This window comes from Atopomonas hussainii, from assembly GCF_900109735.1.
GTDB classification, from domain to species: domain Bacteria; phylum Pseudomonadota; class Gammaproteobacteria; order Pseudomonadales; family Pseudomonadaceae; genus Atopomonas; species Atopomonas hussainii.
Genome location: NZ_FOAS01000015.1, coordinates 51,534 through 67,583, shown reverse-complemented (window position 1 = coordinate 67,583; position 16,050 = coordinate 51,534). Strand labels below are relative to the sequence as shown.

The following is a 16,050-nucleotide window of genomic DNA, read 5'->3' as shown; positions in this document are numbered from 1 at the left end:
CTCCAAAAGCAAAACGCAGGCTGCGGGGCTGGCCAAAAGGGCAACAGCCCGCAGCGAGGGCGCGCGTATTATAGAGAACCTTGCAAGCCTTTTTGGTGACCACCGTGGCGCATAAGCCGGTTATCCGCATTACCTATTGTTGTCAGTGCCAATGGCTGCTGCGCTCTGCCTGGCTGGCGCAGGAGCTATTAAGCACCTTTGCCGATGATCTGGCCGAGGTGGCGTTAATTCCCGCGCGGGGCGGGGTGTTTAGCATCACCTGTGATGAGCAACTGATTTGGGAGCGCAAGGCCGATGGCGGCTTTCCTGAGGCCAAAGTGCTCAAGCAGCGCGTGCGCGATGTCATCGATCCTGAGCGCAACCTCGGCCATAACGACCGCTAGGGAAACGCTGATTTAATGCCTGCACGATCCAATCACTGCGTTGCGCGGTGCTCGCAAGTTCGCCTACCACGCGCGGTATGTCTCATTTGCTCCGCTCCGTGCGCCTTGTGCTTGAATCGTTCGCCGATTAACTCAGCGTTTCCATAAGGGGCGCTCTGGATGAGTGCTTTTAGTGCTTGGCGCTTGGTCGGCTGCTTAAGGCGATGGCCAGCAAGATAAGCCCAGCACCGCCGAGCATGCTTAAGCTCGGTGTTTCGCTAAACAGCCACCAAGCAAACAGCAGCGCATAGACAGGCTCTAGGGCAAAAATCAGCGCTGCATCGCGGGCTTTGAGCACGCGCACGCTGGCCACTAAAACGGTGTGTGGGTAGGCGGTGCACAACAAGCCCAACGCTGCCAGCCATAGCCAGTCTAGCGCCGTTACACTGGGTAACTCGGGCACAGCCCAGCCGGCGAGCATCAGCACAATAAACAGGTTCTGCCACCACGCCGCCTGCATGGGCGACAAGCTAGCCGGGGTTTGCCGGTTGGCGAGGCTTAATAAGGCAAAGGTCAGCCCGGAGAATACGCCCCATAACAAGCCCACCGTGCTGTCGGCTTGTAAAGAAAAGGTCGGGGTGACCAGCACCAGCCCGCTGCTGACCAACAGCAGCACCAGCCATTCGCTGCGGCGGATCTGTTCGCGAAATAACAAGCTTTCCAGCACTAAGGTAAACGCCGGGAAGCTGGCAAAGCCCAGTGTCGCTAAGCCCACCCCCGCCACTTTGACGGCCTGAAAGAAGCTCAGCCAGTGCAGGCCCAACAACACGCCGCCAAGCAGCGGCACACGCAGCTCTTGCCACTGCGCTGGCCACGGACGACGCACCAGCGGCAGCAGGCAGAGCAGCGCAATCAATGCGCGGCCAAACACAATCAGCACGGGGCCGGCCAGCGCCAGTTTGCCGAAGATGCCCGCCAAACCGAAGGTAATGGCGCCAATATGTAAGCCAATCAGTGCTTGGCGGCGATTCAATTGCAGCATGCGAAAGCCTTATGGAAATGGCCTCCAGTGTAGGCGCATGGCGCTGCTGGCAGTGTCGTGAAACGCGCAAAGCCTAGCGCTAAACACTCATTCGCTGAGTTGGCTGGCTTGGCGTAACTGGCTGGGGGTGGAACCTGTGGCTGCGCGTACGGCGGCGCTAAATGCGCTGTCAGACTGGTAGCCCAGCTTGCTGGCGATCAGGCTGATTGGCCAGCGACTGTGGCGTAACCACAGCACGGCTTGTTGTAGACGCCGTTGCCGCACGAATTGCATGGGCGTTAGGCCAAGCTCTTGGAGAAAGCGCCGATTCAGCTGCGCTGGGCTTAAATGGCAGCGCTTGGCTAAGTCCGCCACGCTGAGCGGTTCGGCAAGGTGCTGATCAATAAACCGGCTTAGCTCAGCCAGCGGCAGGCTTTGCCGTAAGGGTGGGGTGTTCAGCAGTTGGGCCATCAATAAGGCCGTGCCGTGCTCGGCCTGTGCGGTTTCGGCCACCGCGTGTTGGCTTAACCACTGGCAGAGTTGGCTCTGCGCTAACGTTAGCTGGCGCTGCGGTTGCAGGGCCAGTTGCTCGATCAGTTGGCTGCTGGCGTCGCTGCCCAGTTGCGCACTGAGCCACGGCCCAGCGGGCAGGTCGACCACCAAACATTGGCTGCCGGCCTGGCTGTGGCAGGCATGCACGGTGTGCTCCGGCACAAACATCAGCTGCGCCGCCTGCACGCAGCGCGCTTGCCCCTGCATGGCAAAGTCCAGCGCGCCAGTAAGCCCGATCACCACTTGGTGATGGTCGTGGCTGTGATTGATCACTTCCTGTTGGTAATGGCGCTGGCTGAGTATCGGCATGGGCCTGTCACGAGTGGTCGGCTGTCATCGAATGATCGCCAGCTGGTCATGTTGGCGTCATCTGCTGCCTTAAGCATGGCAAAAAACAGCGGAGATCGGCCATGACCCACGCAGAAGATTTTTCTGGCGATGGTAAGCAGCGCGTTAAAACGGTGTGGATTTCAGATGTGCACTTGGGCACTCGGGGCTGCAAAGCAGACTATCTGGCGCAGTTTCTGAAAACCTACCAGCCCGATCGTTTGTATCTGGTGGGCGACATCATTGATGGCTGGAAGCTGAGAAGCGGGGTCTATTGGCCGCAGGCACACACCAATGTGATCCGCCGCATTCTGACCCTCAGTAAGCGCGGCACTGAGGTGGTGTATGTCACCGGCAACCACGACGAGTTTCTGCGTCGCTATGGCGCCTTGATGCTCGGCAATATCCAACTGGTCGATGAGTACGCGCATATCACCGCCGATGGACGCAAGTTGCTGGTGATTCATGGTGATCAGTTCGATGTGATCACCCGCTACCACCGCTGGTTGGCGTTCTTGGGCGACTCGGCCTACGAGCTGACCTTAGTGCTCAATCGTTGGCTTAACCATTGGCGCGAGCGCTGGGGTTACGGCTACTGGTCGCTGTCGGCCTACCTCAAGCACAAGGTCAAAGGCGCGGTGAATTTTATCAGCGACTTCGAGCAGGCCATCGCCCACGACTGCGAAAAACGTGGCTTCGATGGCGTGGTGTGCGGGCATATTCACCATGCGGAGATTCGCCAGATCGGCGCTGTGACGTACCACAACTGTGGTGACTGGGTGGAGTCGTGCACGGCCTTGATCGAACACTGGGATGGCGCGATTGAGCTGTATCGCATGCATGAGCCCGAGCAGCATGCGATCAACAAGCCGCTGGCCGTGCTGGAGGATTGCTAATGCGCTTGTTACTGGTGAGCGATGCCTGGATGCCGCAGGTAAACGGCGTGGTGACGTGCATGCGCCAGTTGCAGCGCGAGTTGGAGCGCCAAGGGCATCAGGTGTTGGTGATTCATCCGGGGTTATTTCGCACCTTGCCTTGTCCGGGGTATGGGGAAATTCGCTTGGCGTGGAATGTTTGGCGCGTGCCACGGATGATTCGCCAGTTCGCCCCCGATGCCGTGCATTTGGCCACCGAAGGGCCGCTGGGCTGGGCCGCACGGGCGTATCTGCGCCGCCGTGGCTATCGCTTTAGTAGCGCGGTGCACACGCGGTTTCCTGAGTACATCCATCAGCGCTGGCCGTGGATTCCGCTGCATTGGGGCTATGCCTATCTGCGCGCTTTTCATCACGGCAGCAGTGCCGTGCAGGTGAGCACTCAGCGCATGCTCGAGGTGCTGCAAGGCTATGGTTTAGTGAATCTTAAGCTGTGGCGCAAAGGCGTAGACCTCAGCCACTTTACCGCGCCGCCCGTGCCGCAGTCGTCAGCCGATACGCCGCGCTTTGTGTATGTCGGACGTTTAGCCGCAGAGAAAAACCTTGAGGCGTTTTTATCCTTGGCCTTGCCGGGCAGCAAGCGTGTGGTGGGCGATGGCCCCGAGCGTGCGCGCCTAGAAGCAGCGTTTACCGAGGTTGAGTTTGTCGGTTATCGACATGGCGCGGAGTTGGCCAAGGAGTATCAAGCCGCCAGCGTGCTGGTGTTCCCTTCGCGCACCGATACCTTTGGCTTGGTGATGCTTGAGGCCTTGGCGTGCGGTACGCCGGTGGCAGCATTCCCGGTGCCGGGACCGTTGGATGTGTTAAACCCTGCGTGCGGGGTCATGGATGAGGATTTGCAACAGGCTTGCTTGCGCGCCCTAACGCTGGACCGGCAAGCCTGCGTGCAGGCGGCGCAGGCGTTTAGCTGGCAGCGTTCGGCGCAAGAGTGCGTAGCGGCTTGGCCGACCTTAAAAGCGGACTGGGTGGCTTTGCCGCCGCAGGCATTAACGCCGGCGGCTTAAACGATCACCTTGTCGCGCAGTTTTTCCGCCGCTTGGCGCAGGGCTTCCATCACTTTGGCTTTGTCGTAGTTCTGGATGCTGGTCATGTCCAGATACATCGAGAAGCCCGGCAGCTCATGCTCCAGATAACTGGAGCTGGCGCCTAAGTCGCGGCGGAAGTCGACCACTTGGTAGATCTGCACCGGGCGGGAGAAGCCTTTGACGTTGATCTGGCCTTTGTCGCGGCACATGACCACGTCTTTGATCATCGAGTAGGTTTCGTGCGAGATGAGAATCTCACCGGCCTCGGCGTTGCTTTCTAGGCGGCTGGCGAGGTTCACTTCACGGCCGATGATGGTGTAGTCCATGCGGCTTTCCGCGCCGAAGTTGCCCACCGTGCAATAGCCGGTGTTAACCCCCATGCGGATTTCCAGCGGCTTGGTGATGCCTTGCGCACGCCACTGCTGACGTAACACTTTCATGTGCTTGCGCATAGCGATGGCCATCGAAACAGCTGCCACGGCGTCTTTTTTCGCCCCTTGGGTGCTGGGGTCGCCAAAGAACACCATCACCGCATCGCCAATAAACTTGTCGATGGTGCCGCCGTACTTCAGGGCGATCTTCGACATGTCGTTTAAGTAATTGTTGAGCAGGTCGGTCAGTGCTTCGGCTTCCATTTCTTCCGACAGCTCGGTAAAGCCTTTGATGTCGGAGAAAAACACCGTGAGCTTCTTGCGCTGGGTTTCCAGCTTGGTGCTTTTTTTGCCAGAGAAGATCGATTCCCACACTTGTGGCGACAGGTATTTGGCCAAGCTGTTGGCTTGGCGGGCGGCTTTTTCTTGCTCGCGTTGCATCTGCGCGCGGATTTCCGCCAGTCGCTGGCCTTGCTGATGCACAAAGTTGGCGGTAATGCCGACATACACAGTGGTGGCAAGCCCAGAGACTAAAGCCACCACAATTGGTGTGGCGTCGAGAATCTGTACCGGCATGATCAAGCTGCCGACTAAGCCGCCAAACACAAACACCAGCAGGCTTAAGCCTAAGTAGCGCATGCCGCCAGCCACCAGTGAGCTGAACGACAGCATCAGCAGCAACATAATCAGCGGCACCACCGAGAAGCCAAACAGCACCGCCGCGCCGCCGGCATGCAGAGCGTCGAGAAACAGCAAGATTTGCTGGCGCTCTTCGGGGTGGGTATGGCGGAAACGCTGAGTACCATGCTGCACCACGTGTGGGTAGATCAGTGCATAGGGCACCATCCACAGCAGGTCGTAGCTGAAGTAGTGGATGTATATCCCCGAGGCAAGGGTGGCCGCTGCGGCAAGGTAGGCCAAGGTGCGTGAGTAGTATTCACGCAGGGCTAAGGTGGCGGCGGTGGTGGACGTCGAGCGTGCGCTAGTGGCTGCACTCATGGGCCGTAAGGCTCCTCGGGTCAAAAGTAAAAGGGCTAAACATACAGGCAAAAAGCGCGCCTGACACGGGCTAGGCGATGAAAAATGCTGGCCTGAAGATGAACAACCGTCATGCCTTGGCTTTTTGCTCTGCCAGCCAGCGCAGGAAATCGGCCTCGTTTAGCGGCTTACTGTAAAAGTAGCCCTGCGCACGGCGACATGCATTGTCGAGCAGAAAACGCTGCTGCGCGTCGTCTTCTACACCCTCGGCAATCAGCTGCAAATTAAGGCTGTGGGCCATGGCGATAATCGCCTGAATGATGCCGGCGTCGTTGAGGTCTTGGGTGCAATCGCGCACAAACGATTGGTCGATTTTCAGCACGTCGACGGGCATGCGCTTTAAGTAAGTCAGTGATGAATACCCGGTGCCAAAGTCGTCGATGGCAAAGCCGACACCGTGCTGCTTGAGCTGCCGCATTTTGGCGACGGTGTCATCGAAGTCGCTGATGACGATGCCTTCAGTGATTTCCAGCTTGAGCAAGCGGCCATCGATACCACTGGTGGCTAAGGCGTATTCGACGTGTTCGACAAACTGCGCATGGCGGAACTGCCGTGGGCTGATATTGACCGCCAAGGTAAAACGCTCAGCATCGATCAGCCCTTGCGCGAGCAGTTTAGCCAGCAGGGTGCAGGCTTGTTGAATTACCCAGTTGCCGACCTCGATGATCAGCCCGGTTTCTTCCAAGATATGAATGAAATCGGCCGGCGATTGCGGGCCGCGCTCGGGGTGATACCAGCGCAGCAGGGCTTCGGCACCGGTGGCTTGGCGACTGGGCAGCGCGACCTGTGGTTGGTAATGCAGCTGAAACTGCTGGCTGCTCAGTGCCTGGCGCAGTTCGCCTTCGAGCTGCAGGCGCTTGTTGGCCGCTTGCTGCAAGCTGCGCTTGAACACTTGTGCGGTATTGCGCCCTGCGTCTTTGGCTTTGTACAGCGCCAAGTCGGCGTGCATCAGCAAGCGCTCGGCGCTGTTGCCGTGGTCGGGGATTAAAGCAATGCCGATGCTAGGGGTGATTTGCAGGTTGTGGCTGTCGATCAGCATGGGTTCGGCGACACTGCGGCGAATTTTCTCGGCGATCTGTGTCACATGCTGGCGCACCTCGTCACGTTCGCCTTGCAGACCAAACAGCAAGATGACGAACTCGTCGCCACCTAAGCGCGCGATGGTGTCTTCGCCGCGCAGTTGTTTACTTAAGCGTTGCGCAACTTCCTGCAGGACGGCGTCGCCGCAGGCGTGGCCGAGGGAGTCATTGATGTGCTTGAAGTGGTCTAAATCCATGAACATCAGCGCGCCACTGAGTTTTTGTCGCTCCAAAATCAGCAGTTGCTGCTCAAGGCGATCGAGCAGCAAGGCGCGGTTGGGCAAGCCGGTCAGGGCATCGTGATAGGCCAAGTGCTGAATGCGTTCTTCGGCCTGCTTTTGTTTGCGCAGATCGCGTGAGGTCATCAGCAGGCATTGTTTGCCTTCCAGCTCAATCGGGGTGACGGACAGCAGTACCGGCAATAGTTCGCCGTTTTTATGCCGGCCCATGAACTCGTGGTCCTGAATTTTGCCATCGCGTTTGAGCATGCTGATCAGCTCTTCGCGGTCGTCTGGATTGGCCCAAATCTTTAGGTCATTAGCGGTGTGGCCAATGGCTTCTTCCATGCTCCAGCCGGTGAATTGGCTGAAGCCTTCGTTAACTTCGATGTAGCGCCCGGTGCTGATCTCAGTGATGGTGATGGAGTCGGGGCTGGAGTGAAACGCTTGGGCGAATTTAGCCTGCGAAGCACGCAGTGCACGCTCGGCGGCTTGGGTGTGGGTGGTGTTGTGGAAGGTGGAGAGGATGCACGTTTGCCCATCGACAGTGAGAAAGCGCGTCGATACCTCGCAGAAAACCTTGTGCCCGTCGGCATGCAGAAATTCGCAGGGGTAGTTTTCCAGTTGGCCGTCTTGTTTAAGCTTCTCGAAGGCGATTTGCCGCGCCTCAAGATTGGCCCAGAAGTGCAGCTCCTCGACTGGGGTGTTGAGCAAAGTGTCGCGTTTAAAGCCGAAGGTTTCCAGAAAGCGCAGGTTGACATCGATCAGCCGTCCATCGCGAATGCGGGAGAGGGAAACCGGCGCGGGAGACACCTGAAATAAGCTGGCAAAGCGCTCTTCAGAGCTCTTTAAGCGTTGCTGGTCGAGGATCTGTTGGGTGACATCGCGCAGTACGCCGATCAGCTTGAGCGGGTTGCCGTGGGCATCAGTTTGTAGCTGGGCAACGCTTTCCAAATAACGCCGCTCGCCGTTGGGGTAGATCACCCGGTAAGTGGCGTTGTACTGCTCACGGCTGCCATTGATCACCGCATCCAGCGCTTTATAGATATGTTCTTTGTCTTTGGGGTGAACCAGCTTGAGGTATTCGCTGAGGCTGTTGTCGTAGCGCTCGTCTTCTAGCCCATGCAGGCGACAGGTCAAGCTGTCACCGAGCAGCCAGCGCTTGTTGATGTCGCTTTCCCAGGTGCCCAGCTGCGCGGCCGTCAACGCTAAGTTAAGGCGCTCTTGGCTTTCGCGCAGGGCGTCTTGTTGATGATGTTCGTTGCTTAAGTCAAATAAGGTGAGGCACAGGCTGTCGCGGCCTTGTAGCTGCACGCGATCGGCATGTAGACGGTATTCGCCAACACTGCCGTCCTTGCGGCGTAGGTGCACACAGTTGCCTCTAAGCCGTGGCTGCTTCTTTAGCAGCTGCACGAGTTCGGTGCGCTGCTCCGGTTGGGCCCAGATACCTAGCTCTAGCGAAGTTTTGCCGCGAATGGCATTCACGTCATAGCCCAAGAGGTGGGCGAAATTGATGTTGACTTCGATAAAGCGGCCGCTGGCTAAATCGCTGATTGAGCAGGCGTTAGGGGAGTTATGAAAGCTGCTGATGAACTTGGCTTCGCTGTTGCGCAGTTGCGCCTCGGTTTGATGCAGGCGAGTTAAGTCATAGAAGCCGACAAACACTAACGTGTGCTCTTCTTGCTTGAGCTGCCGGGTATGCAGTAAGCCAGACAATTGCTGTTTGTGTGGGTCGAGTAGGGTGGTTTCTTCTAGCAGTCCCGGCTCATTTTCAATGCGCTTGAGCAGGGCTTCGGGCAGCCAGTTCAGTTGCTGCACGGTGTAGCGTTGCAGGGTGTTTTGCGCCCAGTTGAATAGCTCGCAAAAACGGGGATTGCCGTAACGGATCCGCCCGCTGGCGCGCTCGTATATCAGCAGCGCTTCAAGGCTGGTGCTCAATAGCATGTCGAGCTGACGCTCAAGGCCTTCTAAGGCTTGCTGTCGCTCGCGGCGTTGGCTGACTTCACGCATAACCGCCATGATGGTGCGCGTGCCATCTTCATGCTGAAACAGCTCGCCGCTTAAGCTAATCCAGCGCACGTGCCCTTGGCGGTCGATATGCCGATGTTGCACTTCCCGCGAGCCTTGGCTGCTGGTAGCCCATTGTTGCAACACATGGCTTAGCGCAGCGCGATCCTCCGGATGCACTAAGTTGAGATAAGCCGACGCATTGCCCGGCAGTTCGTAGGGCTCGATGTCCAACAGCTGGTGCGCACCATCCGACCAGCGGGCTTCCAGCGTGTCGAGATTCCACAAGCACAGCGCAATACCTTGTGCAGTCAAGGTTTCGTAGAGTTTGTGCCGGTTGAAATAAGGCGACTGCGACAACGGGGCCGGGGCAAACAGCGGTGCAGGGCGAGGTGGGGTGTTGGGCATTCAGGGCTCAGGGCTGGCAACTTCGTTACATCAAAAAGTATGCGCGCACGCGTGTCATTCACCCATTTACGTTAGACCCTGATTTGCGCCTCTGGCAAGCCACTGGCATGGCCTTGTAGGCAGTCGATAAAGGCTTGTGCTGCATTGGATAGCGTGCGTTCACGATGGCAAATAAACCCCAGTTGACGGCTCAAGGCAACCTTCTGCACCGGCAAGGCGCAGACTTGCTCGTCCAATAAGCTCTGCGGCAACACGCTCCAAGCCAAGCCAATGGACACCAGCATTTTGATGGTTTCTAGGTAATTGGTGCTCATGGCCACCTGTGGGGTCAGGCCATGTTGTTGGAACAGCTCACGAGTGATCTGGTGAGTAAAGGTATTGCCTGCCGGGAACACTGCTGGGTGTTGGGCAACGTCCGCCAAGCTGGGGGCGCGCAGCTGAGTGAGTGGGTGATCCAGCCCGGCAAAGAAGGCCAGCGGGTCATGCCAGATGCATTGGCTGTGAATGCTGGGGCGCGGCTGCGGGGCGAGGGTGATTACGCCTAGCTCCACTTGCCCTTGCAGGACATCGGTATAGGCCACTTCGGAGTCGACAAAGCGAATATCCAGTGCCACTTCCGGGTGGCTGCGGGTGAATTCGCGCAGCACCGGCGGCAGGCGGTGTAGGCCGATGTGGTGGCTGGTCGCTAGGCTCAGACGGCCGCTGACGCTGCCACTTAAATTGGCCAGCGCGCGGCGGCTGTCGGCCAGCTCGGCGAGAATCCGGTAGGCGCGCGGCAGTAGCGCGCGGCCGGCTTCGGTGAGGCTGACTTCGCGGCCAATGCGGTCGAACAAGCGCGCGTTAAGCTGTTGTTCGAGGTTCGCCAAGCGCTTGCTGATAGCTGGCTGGGTGACGAACAGCTGCTCGGCGGCCAAAGAAAAACTGCCGGTTTCGGCAATCGCGACAAAAGCGTTGAGGTTGGCTAAGTCCATAGCGGGTTCCGGCGTTGGCGCAGGGTACGAGGGGCAAGTGTGCGCTGTTAGTGTATTCCTGTTTGGAATCGCCAAGATAAAAAATATGAATTTGTTTTATTGCAGGCCCGGCCGTAGCATTTCACCTGCGCCACAAGCGCCACGATAAAAGTACTGATGAGGAAAACACCCCATGGCCGGCAAAACCCTCTACGACAAGCTCTGGGATATGCACGAGGTCAAGCGTCGCGACGACGGCTCGTCCTTGATTTATATCGATCGCCAGATCCTCCACGAAGTGACCTCGCCACAAGCCTTTGAAGGTCTGCGTCTGGCTGGGCGTAAGCCGTGGCGCATCGACGCCAACATCGCTACCCCCGATCACAACGTGCCGACGACCAAGGCCGAGCGTCAGGGCGGCCTAGAGGCCATCGTTGACGAAGTGTCGCGTCTACAAGTGAAAACCTTGGACGAAAACTGCGACGACTTCGGCATCCTCGAATTCAAAATGAACGATACCCGGCAGGGCATCGTGCATGTGGTGGGCCCCGAGCAGGGCGCCACCTTGCCGGGCATGACCGTCGTGTGCGGCGACTCGCACACCTCCACCCACGGCGCCTTTGGCGCGCTGGCGCACGGTATCGGCACTTCCGAAGTCGAGCATGTGCTAGCCACCCAGTGCTTGGTGGCAAAAAAGATGAAAAACCTCAAGGTGGCCGTTGAAGGCACCTTGGGCAAAGGCGTGACGGCTAAAGACATCGTGCTGGCGATTATCGGCAAGATCGGCACCGCTGGCGGTAACGGCCATGCGCTGGAGTTCGCCGGTAGCGCGATCCGCGACTTGTCGATGGAAGGCCGCATGACCCTGTGCAACATGGCCATCGAAGCCGGTGCGCGTGTCGGCGTGGTGGCGGTAGACGAGAAAACCATCGCTTACGTGCAAGGTCGTCCGTTCGCACCGCAAGGCGCCGATTGGGACAAGGCCGTGGCGCAGTGGCAGGGCTTAGTGTCTGACGACGACGCTCACTTCGACAAAGTGGTCGAGCTGAAAGCCGAAGATATCAAGCCGCAAGTCAGCTGGGGCACCTCGCCGGAGATGGTGCTGGCCGTGGATCAAAACGTGCCAGACCCAGCCGCGGAGAAAGACGCGGTTAAGCGTGGCTCTATTGAGCGTGCCCTGAAGTACATGGGCTTGGCTGCCAACCAGCCGATCACCTCGATTAAGCTGGATCGCGTGTTTATCGGCTCGTGCACCAACTCGCGGATCGAAGACTTACGCGCCGCCGCCGAAGTGGCCAAAGGCCGCAAGGTAGCCGCCACGGTTAAGCAAGCGCTGGTGGTGCCGGGTTCGGGCTTGGTGAAAGCGCAAGCCGAGCAAGAAGGGCTGGACAAAATCTTTACCGAAGCTGGCTTCGAATGGCGCGAGCCAGGTTGCTCGATGTGCTTGGCGATGAACCCAGATCGCTTGGAAAACGGCGAGCACTGCGCGTCGACCTCCAACCGTAACTTCGAAGGCCGGCAAGGCGCCGGTGGGCGTACCCACTTGGTGAGCCCAGCGATGGCGGCAGCCGCTGCGGTGGCAGGTCACTTCGTTGATGTGCGTGAAATGCTGAACTAAGGAGCCGAGCATGAAACCTTTTGTTAGTCATACCGGCTTGGTTTGCCCGTTGGATCGCGCCAATGTCGATACCGACCAGATCATTCCTAAGCAGTTTTTGAAGTCCATCAAACGCACCGGCTTTGGCCCTAACTTGTTTGATGAGTGGCGTTATTTGGATATCGGTCAGCCCAATCAAGACTGCGCCGGTCGTCCGGTGAATCACGACTTCGTGCTCAACTTTCCGCGCTACAGCGGTGCCAGCGTGCTGTTGGCGCGGGAGAACTTCGGCTGCGGTTCATCCCGCGAGCACGCGCCATGGGCGTTGGATGAATACGGCTTCCGTGCTGTGATCGCGCCGAGCTTTGCCGACATCTTCTTCAATAACAGCTTTAAGAACGGCTTGCTGCCGATCGTGCTGAAGGATGAAGAGATGGACGTACTGTTTGCCCAGTGCGAAGCCAGCGAAGGCTATCAGCTGACCGTTGATTTGCAGGCGCAAACCGTCACCTGTCCAGACGGCACCCAGTTCAGCTTCGAGGTGGACGCCTTCCGTAAGCACTGCCTGCTCAACGGTTTGGACGACATCGGCTTGACCTTGCAAGACGCCGAAGCGATTAAGGCGTTTGAGGCTAAGCACCAAGTCGCCAGCCCATGGCTGTTCGGCGCGATTAAATAATTTTGCCAAGGCGGCGCGGCCGCCTTGTGGTTAACGAGGAATACCATGAGCAAACAAATTCTGATTCTGCCCGGTGACGGCATCGGCCCAGAAATCATGGCTGAAGCGGTCAAGGTGCTGAACTTGGCCAATGATAAGTTCCAGCTGGGTTTTGAGCTGGTTGAAGACGTGATCGGCGGCGCTGCTATCGATAAGCACGGCGTACCGCTGGCTGACGAAACTTTAGAGCGCGCTAAGGCCGCCGATGCTGTGTTGCTCGGTGCAGTAGGTGGCCCGAAGTGGGACAAGATCGAGCGTGATATTCGCCCTGAGCGTGGCCTGCTGAAAATTCGTGCCCAGCTGGGTCTGTTCGGCAACCTGCGTCCAGCGATTCTCTACCCGCAATTGGCCGAGGCTTCGAGCCTCAAGCCAGAAGTGGTCGCTGGGTTGGATATTCTGATCGTGCGCGAATTGACCGGCGGCATTTACTTCGGTCAGCCGCGCGAGCAACGTGTGCTGGAAAACGGCGAGCGTCAGGCCTATGACACCCTGCCGTACAGCGAAAGCGAAATCCGCCGTATCGCCCGTGTCGGTTTCGACATGGCCATGGTGCGTAACAAAAAGCTCTGCTCGGTGGATAAAGCCAACGTGTTGGCCTCCAGCCAGCTGTGGCGCGAAGTGGTTGAGGAAGTGGCTAAGGATTACCCCGAGGTCGAGCTGAGCCACATGTACGTGGATAACGCCGCCATGCAGCTGGTGCGCGCACCGAAGCAGTTCGACGTGATGGTCACCGACAACATGTTTGGCGACATTCTGTCGGATGAAGCGTCGATGCTCACTGGCTCCATCGGCATGCTGCCGTCGGCCTCGTTGGATGCCAACAACAAAGGCATGTACGAGCCCTGCCACGGCAGCGCGCCGGATATCGCCGGCCAAGGTATCGCCAATCCGCTGGCGACCATCCTGTCGGTGTCCATGATGCTGCGTTACACGTTTAACCAAAGCGCCGCCGCCGATGCGATTGAACAAGCGGTGAGCAAAGTGCTCGACCAAGGCCTGCGCACCGGCGATATTTTCTCGCCCGGTTGCACTAAGGTAGGCACCGCCGCCATGGGTGATGCAGTAGTCGCCGCGTTGGCAAGTCTGTAGTCTTAGGGGTTTCCCGGCCGGTGTATGCCGGCCTTTTATGCAAGGTGTAGTGACATGAAGCGAGTAGGTCTAATCGGTTGGCGTGGCATGGTCGGTTCCGTGCTGATGCAACGCATGCTCGAAGAAAAAGACTTCGATCTGATCGAGCCGGTGTTTTTCTCCACATCCAACGCAGGCGGCGAAGCCCCGGCGATTGGCAAAAGCGTTGCACCGCTGAAAGACGCCTACAGCATTGATGAACTCAAAGCCATGGAGGTGATTCTCACCTGCCAGGGCGGCGACTACACCAACGAGATCTACCCCAAGCTGCGCGAAGCTGGCTGGGACGGCTACTGGATCGACGCCGCCTCGGCGCTGCGTATGCAAGACAATGCCGTGATCGTGCTGGATCCGGTTAACCGCAAGGTGATCGACCAAGCGCTGGTGGATGGCGTGAAGGACTACATCGGTGGTAACTGCACCGTAAGCCTGATGCTGATGGCCTTGGGCGGCTTGTTCGAGGCCGGCATGGTCGAGTGGATGAGTGCCATGACTTATCAGGCCGCTTCCGGCGCTGGCGCACAAAACATGCGCGAGCTGATCAAGCAAATGGGCACCGTGCATGGCGCAGTGGCCGATGACTTGGCCAATCCGGCCAGCGCGATTTTGGATATCGACCGCAAAGTCGCCGAGACCATCCGTGGCGACAGCTTCCCGGTGGATAACTTCGGCGTGCCGCTGGCCGGCAGCCTAATCCCGTGGATCGACAAAGAACTGCCCAACGGCCAAAGCCGTGAAGAATGGAAAGGCCAAGCCGAGACCAACAAGATTCTCGGTCTGCGCAAGCAGCCGATCTTGATCGACGGTCTGTGCGTGCGCATCGGTGCCATGCGCTGCCACAGCCAAGCACTGACCATCAAGCTGAACAAAGACGTGCCGATGGCCGATATCGAAGGTCTGATCAGTCAGCACAACCCATGGGCTAAGCTAGTACCCAACAGCCGTGAAGCGAGCATGCGCGAGCTGACCCCGGCCGCCGTGACCGGCAAGCTGGAAGTGCCGGTGGGTCGCTTGCGTAAGCTCAACATGGGTTCGCAATACTTGGGCGCCTTCACTGTGGGTGACCAGCTGTTGTGGGGCGCAGCCGAACCGCTGCGCCGCATGCTGCGAATCTTGCTGGAGCGTTAATCAGCGCTTGAGTCCACAACAGAGGCTGGGTAGATTCCCGGCCTTTGTTTTTTTAGGAGTCGTCATGGCACATAGCGTAGCTTTGGTGGGTGCAACCAGTCTGGTTGGCGAGGCTGTACTGGATATGCTGTTAAGCGCCGAGGTGCCGTTTGAGCACTTGGTAGCGCTGGATGACGGCGTGGATGAAGCCGCTGTCGCCAGTTATGGCGAGCGCAACCTGCGTGTGCAAGAGATCAGTGCTGAGCGAATAGCCGGTGCGGAGATCGTCCTGCTTGCCGCCGATCAGCCCTTGGCGCCAGCGTTGTGCGCGATTTTGTCGGCGGCGCAGGTGCGTGTGCTGGACTTAACCGGTTGCTGGAGTGCTGAGTACAGCGCGACTGGCGTGGTGGATTGTGCTGTGCGTGGCCCCGGTATTTATCGGCAAAGCCAAAGCGTGACGAACCTGCTACGCCCGGTGCTACAGCCGCTGCTGGCTGACTACGGTATCGAGCAGGTGCATGTCACTGCGCTGTTAGCGGTTTCCGAGGCTGGGCAGGGCGGTGTGCGTGAGCTGGCGGCGCAAACCACTAGTCTGCTGAATGCTCGGGGTGCCGGCCCCAAGCGCTTTGGTAGTAAGCAATTGGCGTTTAACGTGCTGCCGGGTTACGCCGGGCTACAAAATAATCAGCCGCTACACTTGGAGCAGCAGAGCCAAGCTGAGTTGCAGGGCTTTGCTGGGCTGGAGCAGGCGGTGGTCAGCGTTCGTGCTTTGCTCGCGCCGGTGTTTTTTGGTCACGGCTTGCAGGTGGTTTTACAAACGGCAAGACCAGTCACGGCCGAGGCTGCACAAGCGTTGTGGGCGGGGCAGGCTGGGGTGGAATTGTTGGATGAACAAGAAGAGGGTTGGCCCACGGCAGTCACCGAATCGGCAGGGCAGGATGACCTGTTCGTCGGCCGTGTCAGCGGTGTGTCGGGAAGTGATCGACACCTCAATTTTTGGATTGTTTCCGATAATGTTCGCCGCGGTGTGGCCTATGACGCTGTGCAACAGACTTTGACTTTGATAAAACACCTTCTATAAAAGATACTTACTTCGTAATGTGAAGAAGTATTCTAGGTTTGGAGTCGCTCCAGCCTTAGGGGGCGGTCGGTTTTTGCGCATTTGACCCTGCTGCATGAGCCGCGTGGAAGTAAGCATTACACGCCAAGA

At 58.3% G+C, this 16,050-nt stretch carries 13 protein-coding genes; 8 read left to right on the top strand and 5 right to left on the bottom strand.

What is annotated here, in order from left to right; genetic code table 11:
- Positions 1–80 precede the first annotated feature (80 nt).
- A complete protein-coding gene (locus BMX80_RS14750; RefSeq protein ID WP_235821654.1) occupies positions 81–383 on the top strand; it encodes an Rdx family protein in 303 nt (100 codons plus the stop codon).
- 169 nt (positions 384–552) lie between these two features.
- On the opposite strand, the gene BMX80_RS14745 is transcribed toward BMX80_RS14750, so the two are convergent.
- Together BMX80_RS14745 and BMX80_RS14740 are read right to left on the bottom strand one after the other, a co-directional pair.
- Positions 553–1,395, bottom strand: coding sequence for a DMT family transporter (locus BMX80_RS14745; protein ID WP_139214165.1), 843 nt, complete (start codon positions 1,393–1,395; stop codon positions 553–555).
- Positions 1,396–1,491: 96 nt separating this feature from the next.
- Positions 1,492–2,244 (bottom strand): AraC family transcriptional regulator, encoded by a 753-nt coding sequence (locus BMX80_RS14740; RefSeq protein WP_074869931.1) that lies wholly within the window; start codon positions 2,242–2,244, stop codon positions 1,492–1,494.
- A 101-nt stretch (positions 2,245–2,345) separates the two neighbouring features.
- Between BMX80_RS14740 and BMX80_RS14735 the strand changes: the two genes are divergently transcribed.
- A complete protein-coding gene (locus tag BMX80_RS14735) occupies positions 2,346–3,158 on the top strand; it encodes a UDP-2,3-diacylglucosamine diphosphatase (protein WP_074869928.1) in 813 nt (270 codons plus the stop codon).
- Positions 3,158–4,198, top strand: coding sequence for a glycosyltransferase family 4 protein (locus BMX80_RS14730; protein ID WP_074869925.1), 1,041 nt, complete (start codon positions 3,158–3,160; stop codon positions 4,196–4,198). The genes BMX80_RS14735 and BMX80_RS14730 overlap by 1 nt, the downstream gene beginning before the upstream one ends.
- Here the strand turns inward: BMX80_RS14730 and BMX80_RS14725 are convergent.
- The 3 genes from BMX80_RS14725 to BMX80_RS14710 all read right to left on the bottom strand — a co-directional run bounded on the left by BMX80_RS14725 (position 4,195) and on the right by BMX80_RS14710 (position 10,311).
- Complete coding sequence (locus BMX80_RS14725; protein ID WP_071870495.1) at positions 4,195–5,589, bottom strand: adenylate/guanylate cyclase domain-containing protein; 1,395 nt, start codon at positions 5,587–5,589, stop codon at positions 4,195–4,197. The two genes, BMX80_RS14730 and BMX80_RS14725, sit on opposite strands and share 4 nt — an antisense overlap.
- A 109-nt stretch (positions 5,590–5,698) precedes the next feature.
- Positions 5,699–9,340: an EAL domain-containing protein gene (locus BMX80_RS14720; protein WP_083394339.1), complete on the bottom strand. Its 3,642-nt coding sequence runs from the start codon at positions 9,338–9,340 to the stop codon at positions 5,699–5,701.
- Positions 9,341–9,411: 71 nt separating this feature from the next.
- Positions 9,412–10,311: a LysR family transcriptional regulator gene (locus BMX80_RS14710; RefSeq protein WP_071870494.1), complete on the bottom strand. Its 900-nt coding sequence runs from the start codon at positions 10,309–10,311 to the stop codon at positions 9,412–9,414.
- 172 nt (positions 10,312–10,483) lie between these two features.
- On the opposite strand from BMX80_RS14710, the gene leuC reads away from it, so the two are divergent.
- From leuC to BMX80_RS14685, 5 genes are all read left to right on the top strand, one after another.
- Positions 10,484–11,908 (top strand): 3-isopropylmalate dehydratase large subunit, encoded by a 1,425-nt coding sequence (leuC, locus tag BMX80_RS14705; protein WP_071870493.1) that lies wholly within the window; start codon positions 10,484–10,486, stop codon positions 11,906–11,908.
- A 10-nt stretch (positions 11,909–11,918) separates the two neighbouring features.
- Entirely contained in the window at positions 11,919–12,566 is a 648-nt protein-coding gene (leuD, locus tag BMX80_RS14700; protein ID WP_074869923.1) for a 3-isopropylmalate dehydratase small subunit, read from the top strand.
- 45 nt (positions 12,567–12,611) lie between these two features.
- Positions 12,612–13,694, top strand: coding sequence for a 3-isopropylmalate dehydrogenase (leuB, locus tag BMX80_RS14695; protein WP_071870491.1), 1,083 nt, complete (start codon positions 12,612–12,614; stop codon positions 13,692–13,694).
- A 54-nt stretch (positions 13,695–13,748) separates the two neighbouring features.
- Positions 13,749–14,861 carry an aspartate-semialdehyde dehydrogenase gene (asd, locus tag BMX80_RS14690; protein ID WP_074869920.1) on the top strand — a complete coding sequence of 371 codons (1,113 nt, stop codon included), beginning with the start codon at positions 13,749–13,751 and terminating at the stop codon, positions 14,859–14,861.
- 64 nt (positions 14,862–14,925) lie between these two features.
- Positions 14,926–15,921, top strand: coding sequence for an Asd/ArgC dimerization domain-containing protein (locus BMX80_RS14685; RefSeq protein WP_074869916.1), 996 nt, complete (start codon positions 14,926–14,928; stop codon positions 15,919–15,921).
- Positions 15,922–16,050: the final 129 nt, after the last annotated feature.